Here is a 16557-nt window from a genome sequence, read left to right on the forward strand (position 1 = left end):
CCCACCCTTTCGCCGTAGGAGTTCGCCATGAGCGATGCAGCCGAGCGCCCCACCGGGGAACGGACCGACTCCGACGCGTGGGCCACGGCGTGTGAAGAGGACCTCGCGGCCGAGCAGGCCCGCCGCCGTGAGCAGTACGGCTCGCAGCCCGTCAGCGCCGCCGAGGAGCTGCGCCGGCTCGCCGACACCGTCTCCGAGAAGATCTCCGAGATCGGCAAGCCCTTCGCGGGCTCCGCCGGAACGGCCGCCGCGCAGGGCGTGGCGCAGCAGTTCCTCGCGCAGGCGAAGTCGGCCATCGAGCCCGTCGTCGAGCGCAACCCCGACTTCTTCGGCCACCTCGCCGCCGCCGGGAACGAACTGCTCGCCGCCTACCAGTCCGCGGTCCGCGATTCGGAGAACCGCTGGACCTCCGGCGGCTCCTCCCGCACCCACGCCGAACCGCGTACGGACGACGGATCCCGTACGGACGACGGCTCGCGCGAGTCCGGCGACCCGCGCGCGTCCGGTCCGTCCCCCGGCGACCGGGACCGCGGCGAGTCCGGCCCGCCCTCCGCCGACCGCATCGACATCGAGCGCATCGACCTCGACAAGGACACCGGCGAGGACCCCGGACACGACCCGGGCACCAACCCCGGCGAGGGCCCCGGCCGGAGCTGAGCCCCGCGGCGCGGACACACGGTGACCAACCCCCCTCCGGTACGGTGTCCCCAGCGGGGATCGACGGAATACTGAGGGACACATGGGACTCACCATCGGCGTCGACATCGGCGGCACCAAGATCGCGGCCGGCGTGGTCGACGAGGAAGGCAACATCCTCGAAACCAGCCAGGTGCCGACCCCGCCGACCCCGGACGCGGTCATCGACGCGATCGCCGAGGCGGTGCGCAAGGCCAGCGCCGAGTTCGAGGTGGAGGCCGTCGGCATCGGCGCCCCCGGCTACGTCGACGACAAGCGCGCCACCGTGCTGTTCACCCCGAATCTCAGCTGGCGCCACGAGGCGCTCAAGGACAAGGTCGAGCAGCGCATCGACGTACCCGTCGTCATCGAGAACGACGCGAACGCCGCCGCCTGGGGCGAGTACAAGTTCGGCGTCGGCACCGGACACCAGGACGTCGTCTGCATCACCATCGGCACCGGCCTCGGCGGCGGCACGATCATCGGCGGCCGGCTGCACCGCGGACGCTTCGGCGTCGCCTCGGAGTTCGGCCACATCCGGATGGTCCCCGACGGCCTGCTGTGCGGCTGCGGCAACCAGGGCTGCTGGGAGCAGTACGCCTCCGGCAGCGCCCTCGTGCGGTACGCCCGGCAGCGCGCCACCGCCACGCCGGAGAACGCGGAACTGCTGCTCGGCCTCGGTGACGGCACGCCCGAGGGCGTCGAGGGCAAGCACATCAGCGAGGCGGCGCGGAAGGGCGACCCGGTCGCCATCGACGCGTTCCGCGAGCTGGCCCGCTGGGCCGGCGCGGGCCTCGCCGACCTGGCCTCGCTGTTCGACCCGGGCGCTTTCATCGTCGGCGGCGGTGTCTCCGACGAGGGCGACCTGGTGCTCGACCCGATCCGCAAGTCGTACAAGCGCTGGCTGGTCGGCAGCCGCTGGCGGCCGCACGCCGAGGTCCTCGCGGCCCAACTGGGCGGCAAGGCCGGCATGGTCGGCGTCGCCGACCTCGCCCGGCAGGGCTGAGCGGACCTCCGGAGGAGCGGCGACGTGGCCACGCTCGCGGACCTTCCCGCCTCGGTGACCGAGCCGGACGGCTCCGCCGTGGTCCGTCTGCTCAGCTACAACATCCGCTCCATGCGTGACGACACGGCGGCGCTCGCCCGGGTCATCCGGGCGTGCGCCCCCGATGTCGTCTGCGTGCAGGAGGCCCCGCGGTTCTTCCGCTGGCGCAAGTACGCCGCGCGGCTGGCCCGCGCGACGGACCTGTTCTACGTGACGGGCGGGGCGACCGCGTCCGGGCCGATGATCCTCGCCAATATGCGGGCCACCGTCGAACGCACCGAGGACGTGCTGCTGCCCCGCACCCCCGGCCTGCACCGGAGGGGCTTCGCCACGGCGGTGCTGCGGTTCGGGTCGACGGCCCGGCTCGGGGTGCTGAGCTGCCACCTGAGCCTCCAGAAGGACGAGCGGTACGTCCAGGCCGGGGCGCTGCTGCACCGGCTCGCGGCGCTCGGCACGCCGTACGCGGTGGCGGCCGGCGACCTCAACGAGCGCCCCGGCGGCCGGAGTTTCGCCCGCCTCACCGGGGAGGGCGGGCTCCGGGACGGCTGGGTGGCGGCGCCGTGGGGCGGCGAGTTCACCTCCACCCCGCGGGACCCGCACCAGCGGATCGACGCGGTGCTGGCTTCGCCGGCTGTAGAAGTCCTGGGCTGCGGCGTCCCCACGGGCCTCCCCGGTGTAACCCAGCAGGACCTGAAAACAGCCACAGACCACCTCCCCCTCCTAACAGCCCTCCACCTCCCGCGCTGACGCCCGGTGTGGGCGGGCGGTCCGCGGGAGGGCTGCGCCCAGTGCGGGGCCGGCGTCCCGCCCCGGTGTGGGCACGCGCCCCGCCGAGGTGTGGGCACGCGGTCCGCCAAGGGGCGGAACGGGTGGGCACGCCGGACCGCACCCGCGAGGTCACGTCCCCCGCGCACGCAACGCACGCGCCGCCGTGAGGGGCTGAGCCCCAGACCCGCCCCTACCCGTTTCTTCCGGGGCTCCGCCCCGGCCCCCAGCCGCGCTCCGCGCGGAAAGAACGGGGCTGCCGCCCCGGACCCCAGCCCGCCGGGGGCGGGAGAGAAACCGGGGCTACGCCCCAGGCCCCGCGGGGCTCCGCCCCTGCACCCCACGCGCTACGCGCGAAAAGACCGGGGCTTCGCCCCGTAGCCGCCCCGCCACGGGCGGGACGCTCAGACGACCGCCCCCCGCCCAGGGTCATCGTCGTCGTCCTCGTCATCCCGCATCCGCGTCACCAACGTGCCGAAGCCGCCGAGGAATCCGCCCACTCCCAGGGTGACGATCCACCACCGCAGGGGCTGTTGCAGGAGCACCGTGAAGAGCATCAGGAGCGGCCCGCCCAGCACGGCGATCCACGCGAATTTCGTCGTGACGTCGGTCTCGGGCAGCGGCGGCGGTTCCGGCGGTACGTAGTGCCCTTCGCCGTCGTCCTCGCCGTCGTCTCCGGCGTCCTGCGCGTCCGGCGCCACCCAGTCCCGCGGGCCGGACCCGGCCGCGTACACGGTGAAGCTCCGCACCTCGTCCGCGCCCTCCGCCCCCGTCGCGTCTCCGGAGGAGCCCGAACTCCCGCCGTCCTCGCCGCCCTTGACCAGCCGGCCCGTACCGGACCCGCCCGTACCGGAGTCACTGCCCGTACCGGGGTCACCGGGGTCACCCCCCGCCACCGGGCCGCCCGCCACGGGGCCGCCCGCCGCCGGGCCCCCCGCCGCGGAGCCGTCCGCCGCGGAGCCGTCCGCGCCGTCGCCCGGACGTGGACGTTCCGCCTCCTCGCCGTAGCCGGCGACGATCCGGGCCCATGCCGCTTCCTCCTCGGGCGGCAGCGAACCTGGGTTACGTTCCGTCACTTGCCGTCTTCCTCGCTGCGAGCCGGGTGATGAATCCGTACGAGTCCGCGAATATGCGCTCCGCGTCGTGGTCCAGTGTGGCCACGTGATAGCTGCGCTCCAGTACGGTCTCCGTCACATCGGTGGACGAAACCCGCCCCAGGATCAGCGCGGAGTCGGACGGCGGCACCACGTGGTCGGCCCGGCTGTGCAGCACCATCAGCGGCTGCGTCACCTGTGCCAGCTCGCCGCGGGTCACGCGGAAGAAGTCCCGCAGGGAGTACGCCGCCTGCGTCGGCACCCGCTCGTAACCGACCTCCTGTGAGCCCTCCTTGGCGATGTCGCTCGCGATGCCCTTGGCGGAGCGCACCAGGAAGCGGCCGACGGGCAGTACGTACCCCTCCAGGCGGGGGAAGGTCGCCGCGGGGTTGACGACGCACACGCCGCTCACCGCGTCGCCGTTGCGCGCGGCCAGCCGCAGCGCCAGCGCGCCGCCCATGGACAGGCCGCAGACGAAGACCTGGGAGCAGCGCTCGGTCAGCTGCCGCAGTTCGCGCTCGACTGTCGCGTACCAGTCGGGCCATCCGGTGAGGGCGAGGTCCTGCCAGCGCGTGCCGTGTCCGGGCAGCAGCGGCAGTGACACCGTCAGGCCCTGCGCCGCCAGGTGTTCGGCCCACGGGCGCAGCGACTGCGGCGTACCCGTGAAGCCGTGGCACAGCAGGACTCCGGTGTCCGACCCTTCGTGTCGCATGGGCTCGGCTCCGGAAAGGAGGGGCACTTGGGGCCTCCGAGGGGGAGTCGCAGGGTGACGGGGGGTGGCTGACACCCTACGCGCGGGGCGCCCCGGCGGGTAGCGGTTCCGGCGGGCCGAAACGCCCCGCGCGCGGGGCGTGAGCAGCGGCGGAGGGAGCGGGCCCGCGGAACGGGATAGGCTCGGGAGGTCGGATACAGGAGGTTCCCGGTTGTTGTACGGCGCGATGAAGCTGTCGATCGGAGGCGGGCTCAAGCTCGCTTTCCGGCCCTGGGTGGAGGGACTCGAGAACGTCCCCGCCGAGGGCCCCGCGATCCTGGCCAGCAACCATCTCTCGTTCTCCGATTCGTTCTTCCTGCCCGCGGTGCTCGACCGGAAGGTCACCTTCATCGCGAAAGCGGAGTACTTCACCTCGCCCGGCGTCAAGGGAAAGCTGACCGCCGCCTTCTTCAAGGGCGTCGGACAGCTGCCGGTGGACCGTTCGGGCGGGCGCGGTGCGGGTGAGGCCGCTGTGCTCAGCGGGCTCCAAGTGCTGGAGCGCGGCGAGCTGTTCGGCATCTACCCGGAGGGCACCCGCTCGCCGGACGGCCGGCTGTACCGGGGCAAACCGGGCGGGCTCGCGCGGGTCGCGATGCGCTCGGGCGCGCCGGTCCTCCCCGTCGCGATGATCGACACCGAGAAGATCCAGCCGCCGGGCCAGGTGATGCCGAAGCTGATGCGTCCCGGCATCCGGATCGGCGAGCCGCTCGACTTCACCCGCTACCAGGGCATGGACCACGACCGGTTCATCCAGCGCTCGGTGACCGACGAGGTCATGTACGAGATCATGAAGCTGTCCGGCCAGGAGTACGTGGACATCTACGCGACCGCCGCCAAGCGGCAGATCGCGGAGGCGGCCAAGAAGCGCGCGGAGGACGAGAAGCGCGCCGCGGACGGGCAGCACACCGGCGGGCAGCCCGACGGGCAGGAGCCGGACCCCGGCAGGGGGACGCCGGGGGACGGGAACGAGGGGAAGAGGGCCGCGTAACCCCGCGCGGGAACGGGGAACTTCAGGGGAGGGCGAGGCAGCAGAGATGGCCGCCAAGACGTCGGTCGAGCAGCCGCTGTGGCGCGCGCTGACCGGATACCGGGTACTGACCCTCGTATACGCGCTCGTCATTTTCGGCTGGGAGTACCAGCACTACGCGCACCGGCTGCCCGCCGCGCTCTACATGGCGGTGCTCGCGGTGTGGACGTTCGCCACCCTGCCGTGGGTGTCCACGGCCCGCCGGTGCACCAAACGGTTCCTCGCCGCCGACATGGTGCTGGCGCTGACCGGCATTCTGGTGTCGCCGCTGCTGGACCCGCGCGATCTGGTCGCGCCGACGCTGCCGACCATCTGGGTCGCCAGCCCGGTGCTCGCCTTCGCCATCAAGGGCGGCTGGCGCTGGGGCGCGGGGAGTTCGGTGCTGGTGGCCGTCGCCAACATCGTCGAGAGCCAGCCGCTGACCCGCTCCACGCTGCACAACGCGCTGCTGGTGTGCATCGCCGCCATCGCCATCGGCTACGTCGTCGAGGTGGCCCGGGCCAGTGAGCGGACCCTCGCCCGGGCCCTCCAGATCGAGGCGGCCACCCGTGAACGGGAGCGGCTGGCCCGGGACATCCACGACAGCGTGCTCCAGGTGCTGGCCATGGTGCAGCGCCGAGGCACCGCGCTCGGCGGCGAGGCGGAGGAGCTGGGCCGGCTAGCGGGGGAGCAGGAGGTGGCGCTGCGCACCCTGGTCTCCCGGGACGTGGTGCCAGCGCAGCAGGCGCCGAAGTCCACCTGGCGGGTGCCGAGGACGGCGGGCGCGGCGGCCCGCGCCGGCGACCGTACAGCCGGATCCGGGTCCGGCTCCGGCGGCGCCGGGGAGGCGGACGGCGACGCTGTGTGCGATCTGCGGCCGTTGCTCGCACCGCAGGCCGGCGCGCAGGTCACCTTCTCCGAACCGGGCGCGCCGGTGTCCCTTCCGGCGGACGCCGCACGGGAGTTGGCCGCCGCTGTCAGTGCCGCACTGGACAATGTGCGGAAGCACGCGATCTCTCCGGAGGGGACGCCGGCCTCGGCGTGGATCCTGCTGGAGGAGGAGCCGGACGCGGTGCTGGTGACCGTGCGGGACGACGGTCCGGGCATCGCCGAGGGCCGGCTCGCGGACGCCGAGGCCGAGGGCCGGCTCGGGGTGGCGCTGTCCATCCGGGGGCGGCTGCGCGAGCTCGGCGGCAGCGCCGCGTGGGTGTCTGTGCCGGGGCAGGGGACGGAAGTGGAATTGAGGGTGCCGAAGCATGACTGAGCAGCAGGGACAGCACGGACAGCAGGAGCAGCCGGACGGGGAGGGGGACGCCGGGCAGCCGGTGAAGGTGATGGTCGTCGACGACCATCCGATGTGGCGGGACGCCGTCGCGCGCGACCTGGCCGGTGCCGGCTTCGACGTGGTGGCCACCGCGGGCGACGGCAAGCAGGCCGTCCGCAGAGCCCGCGCCGCCGGGCCGGACGTGCTGGTGCTGGACCTCAATCTGCCCGAGCTGCCCGGCGTCGAGGTCTGCCGTGAACTGGTCGGCCCCGACTCGTCGTTGCGGGTGCTCGTCCTCTCCGCGAGCGGCGAGCACGCCGATGTGCTGGAGGCGGTCAAGTCCGGCGCCACCGGCTATCTGGTGAAGTCCGCCAGCACCGAGGAGCTGCTGGAGGCCGTGCGCCGTACGGCCCTGGGGGATCCGGTGTTCACGCCCGGCCTGGCGGGCCTGGTCCTGGGGGAGTACCGCAGGCTGGCGTCCGACCCGGCGCCCGCCGCGGAGGACGAGCCGGGTGTCCCGCAGCTGACCGAGCGGGAGACGGAGGTGCTGCGCCTGGTGGCGAAGGGCCTGAGCTACAAGCAGATCGCCGAGCGCCTCGTCATCTCGCACCGCACCGTGCAGAACCACGTGCAGAACACCCTCGGCAAGCTCCAGCTGCACAACCGCGTCGAGCTCGTGCGGTACGCGATAGAGCGAGGCCTGGACGAGGACTGACGCCGCGGCAGCACGCCGTGACGCGGCCCGTCCTTCGTACGGGTGAGGCCGGGACGGTCAACACGCCCCGCGCGCACCGGAATCGGCCCGCCGACCCGTCCCCCTGTGACCTGGATCACCGTTAGCGTGGCGCCAGTTGCGTCCACAGCGCCCTGCGCGCCACGCCAGAAGGGAGATCCCATGCGGGTCGGAGTGCTGACCGGCGGCGGTGACTGCCCCGGTCTCAATGCGGTCATGCGAGCTGTCGTCCGTAAGGGAGTCCAGCGGTACGAGTACGAGTTCCTCGGGTTCCGGGACGGCTGGCGGGGTGTCCTCGACGGGGACACCACGCAGCTCGACATCCCGGCGGTGCGCGGCACGCTGCCGCGCGGCGGCACCATCCTCGGCTCTTCCCGTACGAACCCTTTCAAGGAGGAGAACGGCGTCCGGCGCATCCGGGAGAACCTCGCCAAGTACGAGGTCGACGCGCTGATCGCGATCGGCGGCGAGGACACCCTGGGGGTCGCGTCCGAGCTGTCGGGCGAGTACGGCGTGCACTGCGTCGGCGTGCCCAAGACCATCGACAACGATCTGTCCGCCACCGACTACACCTTCGGTTTCGACACCGCCGTCACCGTCGCGACGGAGGCCATCGACCGGCTGCACACCACGGCCGAGTCCCATATGCGGGTCCTCGTCTGCGAGGTGATGGGCCGTCACGCCGGCTGGATCGCCCTGCACTCCGGGCTCGCGGGCGGCGCCAACTGCATTCTCATCCCCGAGCAGCGCTTCGACGTGGAGCAGGTGTGCGGCTGGGTGGAGTCCCGGTTCAAGTCGAGTTACGCGCCGATCGTCGTCATTGCGGAGGGCGCGGTACCCAAGGGCGGGGAAGAGGTGCTCAAGGACGCCACGCAGGACTCCTTCGGCCACGTCCGGCTGTCCGGCGTCGGCGAGTGGCTGGCCAAGGAGATCGAGTCGCGCACCGGCAAGGAGGCCCGTACGACGGTGCTCGGCCACACCCAGCGCGGCGGCACCCCCTCGCCCTTCGACCGCTGGCTCGCCACCCGTTTCGGACTGCACGCCATCGACGCGGTACGGGACGGGGACTGGGGCATGATGGTCGCGCTCCGCGGCACGGACATCATCCGCGTACCGCTCGCCGAGGCCACGGCCAAACTGAAAACGGTAAACCCGGAACTCTACGCAGAAGCCGACGTCTTCTTCGGCTGAGATCTCCCGCAGCGCCGAAAACCCGCGCCCCGAAAGGGGCGCGGGGAACTGCGCAAACCCCAGCGGGACCGCACCCACCGACGGCACTCCCACAACGCCCTCCCGTATAGTCAAGTTGTCCTTGATGTCCGGATTTCCCCCGGAGGGAGCCCCACATGGAGATGCTCGCATTCGGCGTCCAGGCCGACGAAAAGCCGATCCTGGAGAAGGCCTGCGCGGCCCGCGGAGTGAACGTCCGCTGCCTCTCCGTCTTCATGAACCGGGACACCGCCCCCCTGGCCGCAGGGCACGAGGTGATCAGCGTCAGCGTCAACGCCGTACTCGACGCCGAGGTGCTCCGCACCCTCGCGTCCGGCGGCACCCGGATGATCGCCCAGCGGGCCACCGGCTTCAACAACATCGCCCTGGACACGGCCGCCGACCTCGGCCTGACCGTCGCGCGCGTCTCGTACTACTCGCCGTACTCCGTCGCCGAGTTCGCGTGGACCCTCGCCACCGCGGTCAACCGGCGGATCTCCCGCGCCGTACGCCGTACCCGCGACTTCGACTTCCGGCTGGACGGGCTGCTGGGCCGGGACTGGCACGGCAGGACCGTGGGCGTCATCGGCACCGGCAAGATCGGCGAGGCGTTCACCCGCATCGCGCACGGCTTCGGCATGCGGCTGCTCGGCTGGGACGTGAGGGAGAACCCGGAGTGCAGCGCCCTCGGCATGGAGTACACCGACCTGCCCACGCTGTTCGACGAGGCCGATCTGATCAGCCTGCACGTGCCGCTGCTGCCGGACACCCACCACCTCATCAACGCCGAGGCGCTGCGCCGCATGAAGGACGACGCGCTGCTGGTCAACTCCAGCCGCGGCGGCCTCGTCGACACCGAGGCGCTGGTCGGGGAGCTGCGCAAGGGCCGGCTCTCCGGCGTGGGTCTCGACGTGTACGAGGCGGAGGCCGGCCTCTTCTTCCTGGACCGCTCCCTCGACGTGGTCACCGACGACACCCTGGCCCGGCTGATGACCTTCAACAACGTGCTGGTCACCTCGCACCAGGCGTACTACACGGAGGACGCCGTCGGGCAGATCATCGACACCACGGTCGACAACGTCACCGACTATCTGTCCGGCCGCACCAGCGAGAACGTCCTGGTGCGGCCGGACGGCGACGGCGGTTGAGCGGCCCGGCCCTGAACCGGCCCGCTCCCGACCCGCCCGCGGCACATCCCCGCGCAGGGCGTCAGCCCACCGCGACGGCGGCCAGCAGCTGCGCGACGATCGCCGGCCCGTCCAGCGTGAGCACCGACTCCGGGTGGAACTGCAGGCTCGCGAAGTCCGGCCCGCGCAGCGCGTGCACGTCCCCCGAGCGCGGGTCGCGGCTCACCTCGACGCGGTGCAGCGCCAGTTCGGCCACGGCCTCCTCCTCGCAGCGCGCCGTGTAGGAGTTGTAGAAGCCGACGGTCTCCTGCCGTCCGAACAGCTCGATGCGCTCCTGCGCCCCCTGGTACGGCTGTTCCTTGCGCACGATCTCCAGGCCCAGTTCGGCGGCGAGGAGTTCGTGGCCGAGGCACACCCCGAGCAGGCCGCGCTTGTGCTCCCGTACGAGTTCGGCGGTCAGCGCGCGCAGCGTTCGCATCTTCGGGTCGGACAGATCGCGCGGGTCACCGGGCCCCGGGCCGAGCACCACGGGCCCCTCGTGGCCGAGCGCCGTCTCGCGCAGCCCCGGCTCGTCGTACGGCAGCACCGTCACGTCGAGTCCGGTGGAGCGCAGCAGGTGCGCCAGCATCGACGTGAAGGTGTCCTCCCCGTCGACGACCAGCACCTCGCCGCTCAACTGCCCCTCCTCGCGCGGCCCGCCGGTCTGCATCCGCAGCCAGAAGGGCGCCAGGCCCGAGCGCCGCGACTCCAACGCGGCCTGGACACGGGGGTCTTCGGCCAGCTTCACCGCACCGGCCGCGCCCCGCCGGGCCGGCGCCTCGCGCACCCCGAGCGCCGTGAGCACCCCGGCGGCCTTGGCGTGGGTCTCGGCGACCTCGCTCGCCGGGTCCGAGGCCCGCACCAGCGTCGCCCCGACCGGCACCCGCAGCGCGCCGCTGCCCGCGTCGATGTCGGCCGTACGGATGAGGATCGGCGAGTCCAGGGTCTGCGCGCCGCCGGCGTCCCGCCCGATCAGCGCCAGCGCGCCCGCGTAGTAGCCGCGGCCGCCGGTGCCGTCCTCACCGGCCGGCTCGTACCGCTCGATCACCCGGCAGGCGTTCTGCACGGGCGAGCCGGTCACCGTCGCCGCGAACATCGTCTCCCGCAGCACGTCCCGCACATCGAGCGTGCTGCGCCCGCGTAGCTCGTACTCGGTGTGTGCCAGGTGCGCCATCTCCTTGAGCCGCGGGCCGACGACGACGCCGCCCATGTCGCCGACGGTGCACATCATCTTCAGCTCCTCGTCGACGACCATGGAGAGCTCCTCGCTCTCCTTGCGGTCATCGAGGAACTCCAACAGGCCCTCGACGTCCGGCCCTTCGGCCGGATAGCGGTAGGTGCCGCTGATCGGGTTCATCACGACGGTGCCGCCGGACATCCGTACGTGCACCTCCGGGCTGGCGCCCACCAGCACCCGGTCACCGGTGTGCACCACGAACGTCCAGTACGCGCCCTGCTCGCCGCTCAGCAGCCGGCCGAACAGCGCGAGCGCGTCGGCCCGGGAGAAGCCGGGGATCTCGCCCTGGAAGGTGCGCCGGATGACGAAGTTGGCGCCCTCGCCCGCGCTGATCTCGTCCTCGACGACCCGTCGCACGATGTCCTCGTACGCGGCGTCGTCCACGTCGAATCCGCCGTCCCGCACGTCGACATGGTGCCCCGGCAGCTCCTCCAGCACCTCGTCCAGGGGGAGTTCGTGCCGCTCGTCGGGCAGCAGGACGGACAGCGGCGTGCCGTCGTCCCGTACGTCGAAGCCCCGCTCGCGGATCTGCCGGAAGGGGACCAGCGCGAGGGCGCCCAGTTCGCCGTCCGGAACGGCGTCCAGCCGGTCCACCTCCCCGACGGGCCCGGTCAGCACTTCGACGACGGACTCGTCCCTGCCGGGCGTCCGCCTGCGCAGCAGCGCGAAGGGCGGGGCGTCGTCGGAGAGCAGTCGGGCGAGGACGGTCCGGGTGTCCATCGGGTTCCTTCCGGTCACGGTCCCTGGGCGGGACGGGGCTGTGGTGACGAGGGGGAGGAACGGCCCTGAACGCACTGAAGGCCGCCCCTCGGGCGGCCTTCGCGTTGTCGTGGGTACGCGCAGTCAGTGGGCCGCCGGATGAGCGGTCCACCACCAGTTGCCGGTCAAGGCCTGTGCGTACATGCCGGGAACCCTACACGACACCGGCCGGCAGGCGCGTGAGCACAGGGTTGTCGATACCGGCGCCGAGCAGTCGCGCCGAGGCGAGCGCCGGACCGTCGCCGAGTCGGTACCGGTGCAGGTGCGCGCGGACCACGAGCTCCCGCATCTCGCAGCGCGCGGCCAGCGAGGACAGCGTCTCCACGAGCGGTACGGCCAGTTCCCGGTCCCCGCGGTCCAGCGCCGCGGTGATCATCGAGTCCAGTACGCAGGCGTGCACCCACTGATAGCGGTCGGGCACCCTGTTGCACCGCACCGCCGCCTCCGTGAGCCAGTCGCGGGCCGCGTCCCGGTTGCCGAGGCGGGCGTTGAGCAGGCCGAGGCCGCGCGCCGCCATGCCCTCCCAGCAGGGGTCGCCCAACTGGCAGGCGAGCACCCACGCGCGCTCCAGACCGTCGGCCGCGGCGTCCATGTCGCCCGCGTACAGGTCGAGTTCGGCCCGCAGCGTCTGCGGCCAGGGCAGGAACGCCATCCAGCGCTGCTCGTGCACGAGCTCCAGGGAGTGCTCCAGGGCTGCCGCCGCCTGGCTGTGTTCGGCCCGCAGCAGATGGGCGCGGGCGAGCAGGGACAGCGACCACGCCTGCTGCCGGCGGTCGGCGCAGCGGCCGGCCCGTTCGGCCGACTCCCCGAGGTACGCGAAGGCCGCCGGATAGTCGGCGAGGTCCGAGGCGTTCATGCCCCGCACACCGAGCACGGCGGCGAACTCCTCGTCCGTCTCGGCCAGTTCCTGCGCCTTCGCCAGCCACGCGCCGGCCGTCCTGCGGCGGCCCGCCTGCACCTCGACGAAGCCCAGCTCCCTGTGGGCCGTCACCGACGTGGCGCGGTCGCCGGCGCGGGCGGCCAGCAGCACCGCCTCGTGCAGCACCACCGCCCCCTCCTCGTCTCGCCCCCGCGCCCCGCGGACCAGTGCTCCGCCCAGTGCCGCCAGGGCCCGGCCCTGCAGCGCGGTGTCCCGGCAGTGCGCCGCCCCGGCCACCGCCCGCCGCAGACACTCCAGGCCCGCCTCGACGGCCCCGGCCACGATGGCGGCCCGGCCCGCTTCGAGCTGCCCCGCGGCCGCCGCCCTGCCGCTCAGCGGCAGCACCATGACCGGCCGCTCCGCCGCGGGCCCGCCCCGTGACGGGTGCGCGCCGTTCGAGACCTGCGTGCCCGCCGTACCCGGTCCCGCCGCCTCCAGGAGCGCGGCCGAGGGCTCCACGCCGAGTTCGCGGCGCAGCAGGTCCTTGCACACCGCGACCTGCCGCAGCGCCGCGGTCCTGTCGCCCCGTACGGCGAGGCTGCGGACCAGCAGTTCGTGGTGGCCCTCCTCCAGCGGATTGCGGGCCACGGCCCGCGACGCGTACGCGATCGCCTCGCCGGCCTGACCGGCGGCGAGCAGCGCGACCGCCGCCTGCCGCAGCCGCGCCTCCACGGCGGCCGACACACGGTGCCGCTCCACCAGCAGCCACGACTCGAACTCCAGACAGGCCGTCAGATGCAGCCCTTCCAGCAGGTCACCGCCCAGCCCCAGCAGCGCGGCCGGATCGTCCGGCTCGTACGTGAGCAGGTCGACGTCGACACGGACACCGTCCCCGAGCGCCGTCGGAGCGGGTCGCCGCCGAGCACGCCGGGCAGGCCGAGCGCTCTGCGCAGTTCGGCGAGGGTCCAGCGCAGCGCCCCCAGCGGATCCTCGGCGTCCCCGAACAGCAGCTCCGCCAGGCGTTTGCGGCCCGGCGGACGCTCCGCCAGCAGCACGTACCCGAGCAGCGCCCACGCCTTGCGGCCGCGCGGCGGACGGACCGGCCGGCCGTCCCGCTCGACGGCCGGCGGCCCCAGCAGGCGGATCGTCAGCATGGGCCCCACCCCCTCGCCGGGCCGGGCCGGCCGGCGTACGGGCGGCGCGTGCGACGAGGAGCCGATTATCCGTGCCGGACGCCCACCACTTCGAGGTACTCGCTGGGGGCGGCGACCGTACCGTCACCGGCCCGGTCGAACTCCCGGGCCACTGCCGCGAGATCGTCCGTGAACCGTTCCTGGTCCGGGGCCGACAGGCCGTCGGCCAGCCTGGTGACCGGGCCGTAGAACTGCCGGAACCACTGCGCGAAGTGCGTGGACGACAGATACCGGAACACGTACTCGCGCCTGGTGACGCGGGTCCACTCCACCCGCTCCCCGAACAGCTCGGCCAGGTGCTCCGGAGTGCCCCACAGCACCGGGGACCGTACCCCGGCGGGCGGCGGCACCCACCCGGACACCGTCTTGAACATCCGGCCCACCATGCTCTGCGGCGTCCAGGACGCCAGCGCGATCGTGCCGCCCGGCGCCGTGACCCGCACCAGTTCGTCGGCGGCCCGCTGGTGGTCCGGCGCGAACATCACGCCCACGGTGCTCAGCGTCAGATCGAAGGACCCGTCGGGGAACGGCAGTTGCTCGGCGTCGCCCTCGGTGAACGTCACCGGCAGCTGTTCCGCAGCGGCGCGGGCCCTGCCCTGCTCCAGCAGCCCCGCGGCGTAGTCGACACCGGTGGCCTCGGCGAACCGCCGCGCCGCCGCGAGGGCCGCGTTGCCCTGCCCGCAGGCCACGTCCAGCACCCGCTGCCCGGCCCGGATGTCGGCGGCCTCCACCAGCAGTTCGGCGATGATCTGCAGGGTGTTGCCGACGCGCGGATAGTCGCCGGTCTCCCAGCCCGCCCGCTGCGCCTTCTTGACCGCCTCGAAGTCGATGGCCATGTCCGTCATGCCGTCCCCCTCCCGCGCGCCACCGGCGGTGGCTCAGGGAACGAGCGGACACCACGGCCGTGTGAGGACCCGTGTGAGGGCCGTCTCAGCCGTCTCACAGTACGGGCACCCGTAAAAATAGCTGGACATGAACCCGTAACCTGGAGTGCGTGACTGTGAACGCCAACTCCGACGCCGGTGCGCGCACCTGGCAAGACCTTCCCGCGGCACAGCAGCCCGACTGGCCGGACCACGAGGCTCTGCGCGACGCTCTCGCGGAGCTCGAGTCCTATCCGCCGCTCGTCTTCGCGGGCGAGTGCGACCAGCTGCGTGCCCGCCTGGGTGCGGTCGCCCGCGGGGAGGCGTTCCTGCTCCAGGGCGGGGACTGCGCCGAGGCCTTCGACGCCGTCAGCGCCGAGCACATCCGGAACAAGCTGAAGACGCTTCTGCAGATGGGCGCCGTGCTCACCTACGCCGGGTCCGTCCCGGTCGTGAAGGTCGGCCGGATCGCCGGGCAGTACAGCAAGCCCCGCTCCAAGCCCACCGAGACCCGCGACGGCGTGACCCTGCCGACGTACCGCGGCGACTCGGTGAACGGCTTCGAGTTCACCGAGGAGGCCCGCCGCCCCGACCCGGAGCGGCTGAAGCGGATGTACCACGCGTCCGCCTCCACGCTGAACCTGGTGCGCGCCTTCACCACCGGCGGCTACGCCGACCTGCGCCAGGTGCACGCCTGGAACCAGGACTTCGTGAAGAACTCCCCCTCGGGGCAGCGGTACGAGGCACTGGCCCGCGAGATCGACCAGGCGCTGAAGTTCATGCACGCCTGCGGCACGGACCCGGAAGAGCTGAAGACCGTCGAGTTCTACGCGTCGCACGAGGCGCTGCTGCTCGACTACGAGTCGGCGATGACCCGGGTCGACTCGCGCAGCGGCGAACTGTACGACGTGTCCGGGCACATGGTCTGGATCGGCGAGCGCACCCGTCAGCTCGACGGCGCGCACATCGAGTTCGCGTCCAAGGTGCGCAACCCGATCGGTGTGAAGCTCGGCCCGACCACGACGCCCGAAGAGGCGCTCACCCTCATCGACCGGCTCGACCCGGACCGCGAGCCCGGCCGGCTCACGTTCATCACCCGGATGGGAGCCGACAAGATCCGCGACCGGCTTCCCGAGCTGGTCGAGAAGGTCACTGCCTCCGGGGCACAGGTCGTGTGGGTGTGCGACCCGATGCACGGCAACACCTTCGAGGCGGCCAGCGGCCACAAGACCCGCCGGTTCGACGACGTGCTGGACGAGGTCAAGGGCTTCTTCGAGGTGCACAAGAGCCTGGGCACCCACCCCGGCGGCATCCACATGGAGCTGACCGGCGACGACGTCACGGAGTGCGTGGGCGGCGGCGACGAGATCTTCGTGGACGATCTGCACCAGCGCTACGAGACGGCGTGCGACCCCCGGCTGAACCGCAGCCAGTCGCTCGACCTGGCCTTCCTGGTCGCGGAGATGTACCGCGACCAGTGACCGCGCCGGCGAGCTGAACAGCGCATGAGCATGGGGCCCGGATCACAGAGATCCGGGCCCCATGGTCTTTTGTGGACACCGTGAGCGGGGTAAGGTTAGGTTAACCTCAGCGGCCGCGAGGGGCGGTCGCCGCAGCTGACGAACGGAGGTGGTCCGCGTGTACGCCTGCTCTTGCTTCGGTATCACCGAAGAACAGGTGCGTGAGCACGCGGAGGCCGGGGCCTGCACCCCGCGCCAGATAGCCTCCGAGACCAAGGCCGGCACCGACTGCGGCTCGTGTGTCCGCCGCATCCAGGGCCTGCTCGGCCGCGGCGCCTGCCCGAAGAGCCGGCTGCTGGACGAGGGAGTGCCCGCCCTGCTGGCCGAAACGCAGGAAGAGGTCGCGGAAGCGGCCTGACGCCGCGGTCCCGCGCGCATCGTGTCACCGGCCGGGATGTCTGTAACCGGCTGAACCGTA

Annotated in this window: 17 protein-coding genes; 10 read left to right on the top strand and 7 right to left on the bottom strand. The window is 72.6% G+C overall.

Features of this window, described 5'->3' with window-relative positions; genetic code table 11:
- Positions 1-27 precede the first annotated feature (27 nt).
- The 3 genes from AC3AGO_RS25075 to AC3AGO_RS25085 all read left to right on the top strand — a co-directional run bounded on the left by AC3AGO_RS25075 (position 28) and on the right by AC3AGO_RS25085 (position 2467).
- Entirely contained in the window at positions 28-657 is a 630-nt protein-coding gene (locus tag AC3AGO_RS25075) for a DUF5304 domain-containing protein (RefSeq protein WP_487822491.1), read from the top strand.
- Positions 658-739: 82 nt separating this feature from the next.
- Entirely contained in the window at positions 740-1681 is a 942-nt protein-coding gene (locus tag AC3AGO_RS25080; RefSeq protein WP_487822492.1) for an ROK family glucokinase, read from the top strand.
- A 24-nt stretch (positions 1682-1705) separates the two neighbouring features.
- Complete coding sequence (locus tag AC3AGO_RS25085; RefSeq protein ID WP_487822493.1) at positions 1706-2467, top strand: endonuclease/exonuclease/phosphatase family protein; 762 nt, start codon at positions 1706-1708, stop codon at positions 2465-2467.
- Between the two features lie 422 nt (positions 2468-2889).
- Here the strand turns inward: AC3AGO_RS25085 and AC3AGO_RS25090 are convergent, their stop codons facing one another.
- On the bottom strand, positions 2890-3561 hold the full coding sequence (locus AC3AGO_RS25090; protein ID WP_487822494.1) for a hypothetical protein: 672 nt from the start codon (positions 3559-3561) through the stop codon (positions 2890-2892).
- Positions 3548-4318, bottom strand: coding sequence for an alpha/beta hydrolase (locus AC3AGO_RS25095; protein WP_487822495.1), 771 nt, complete (start codon positions 4316-4318; stop codon positions 3548-3550). Before AC3AGO_RS25095 ends, AC3AGO_RS25090 begins: the two co-directional genes overlap by 14 nt.
- 199 nt (positions 4319-4517) lie before the next feature.
- On the opposite strand from AC3AGO_RS25095, the gene AC3AGO_RS25100 reads away from it, so the two are divergent.
- The 5 genes from AC3AGO_RS25100 (at position 4518) to AC3AGO_RS25120 (ending at position 9690) form a co-directional block, all read left to right on the top strand.
- A complete protein-coding gene (locus AC3AGO_RS25100) occupies positions 4518-5318 on the top strand; it encodes a lysophospholipid acyltransferase family protein (protein WP_487822496.1) in 801 nt (266 codons plus the stop codon).
- A 46-nt stretch (positions 5319-5364) separates the two neighbouring features.
- Complete coding sequence (macS, locus tag AC3AGO_RS25105; RefSeq protein ID WP_487822497.1) at positions 5365-6600, top strand: MacS family sensor histidine kinase; 1236 nt, start codon at positions 5365-5367, stop codon at positions 6598-6600.
- Positions 6601-6670: 70 nt separating this feature from the next.
- Positions 6671-7315, top strand: a complete 645-nt coding sequence (locus tag AC3AGO_RS25110) for a response regulator (protein WP_487824803.1) — start codon at positions 6671-6673, stop codon at positions 7313-7315.
- A 180-nt stretch (positions 7316-7495) separates the two neighbouring features.
- Positions 7496-8524, top strand: a complete 1029-nt coding sequence (locus tag AC3AGO_RS25115; protein WP_487822498.1) for a 6-phosphofructokinase — start codon at positions 7496-7498, stop codon at positions 8522-8524.
- A gap of 155 nt (positions 8525-8679) precedes the next feature.
- Complete coding sequence (locus AC3AGO_RS25120) at positions 8680-9690, top strand: 2-hydroxyacid dehydrogenase (RefSeq protein WP_487822499.1); 1011 nt, start codon at positions 8680-8682, stop codon at positions 9688-9690.
- Positions 9691-9751: 61 nt separating this feature from the next.
- Here AC3AGO_RS25120 and AC3AGO_RS25125 read toward each other — a convergent pair whose 3' ends face one another.
- The 5 genes from AC3AGO_RS25125 to AC3AGO_RS25145 all read right to left on the bottom strand — a co-directional run bounded on the left by AC3AGO_RS25125 (position 9752) and on the right by AC3AGO_RS25145 (position 14601).
- A complete protein-coding gene (locus tag AC3AGO_RS25125; RefSeq protein WP_487822500.1) occupies positions 9752-11665 on the bottom strand; it encodes an anthranilate synthase family protein in 1914 nt (637 codons plus the stop codon).
- A 123-nt stretch (positions 11666-11788) separates the two neighbouring features.
- Positions 11789-11848, bottom strand: a complete 60-nt coding sequence (locus tag AC3AGO_RS25130; RefSeq protein WP_487824804.1) for a trp operon leader peptide — start codon at positions 11846-11848, stop codon at positions 11789-11791.
- A 10-nt stretch (positions 11849-11858) separates the two neighbouring features.
- The gene (locus AC3AGO_RS25135) at positions 11859-13430 is read right to left on the bottom strand and encodes an AfsR/SARP family transcriptional regulator (protein WP_487824805.1); all 1572 of its coding nucleotides are present in this window, start codon (positions 13428-13430) and stop codon (positions 11859-11861) included.
- Positions 13355-13717 carry an AfsR/SARP family transcriptional regulator gene (locus AC3AGO_RS25140; protein ID WP_487824927.1) on the bottom strand — a complete coding sequence of 121 codons (363 nt, stop codon included), beginning with the start codon at positions 13715-13717 and terminating at the stop codon, positions 13355-13357. The genes AC3AGO_RS25135 and AC3AGO_RS25140 overlap by 76 nt, the downstream gene beginning before the upstream one ends.
- A 65-nt stretch (positions 13718-13782) precedes the next feature.
- Positions 13783-14601, bottom strand: coding sequence for a class I SAM-dependent methyltransferase (locus tag AC3AGO_RS25145; protein ID WP_487822501.1), 819 nt, complete (start codon positions 14599-14601; stop codon positions 13783-13785).
- A 149-nt stretch (positions 14602-14750) separates the two neighbouring features.
- On the opposite strand from AC3AGO_RS25145, the gene AC3AGO_RS25150 reads away from it, so the two are divergent.
- Together AC3AGO_RS25150 and AC3AGO_RS25155 are read left to right on the top strand one after the other, a co-directional pair.
- The gene (locus AC3AGO_RS25150; protein ID WP_487822502.1) at positions 14751-16100 is read left to right on the top strand and encodes a class II 3-deoxy-7-phosphoheptulonate synthase; all 1350 of its coding nucleotides are present in this window, start codon (positions 14751-14753) and stop codon (positions 16098-16100) included.
- 148 nt (positions 16101-16248) lie between these two features.
- Complete coding sequence (locus AC3AGO_RS25155; protein WP_487822503.1) at positions 16249-16497, top strand: (2Fe-2S)-binding protein; 249 nt, start codon at positions 16249-16251, stop codon at positions 16495-16497.
- Positions 16498-16557 lie beyond the last annotated feature (60 nt).

The sequence above is a fragment of the Streptomyces sp. BL1 genome, assembly GCF_057628045.1.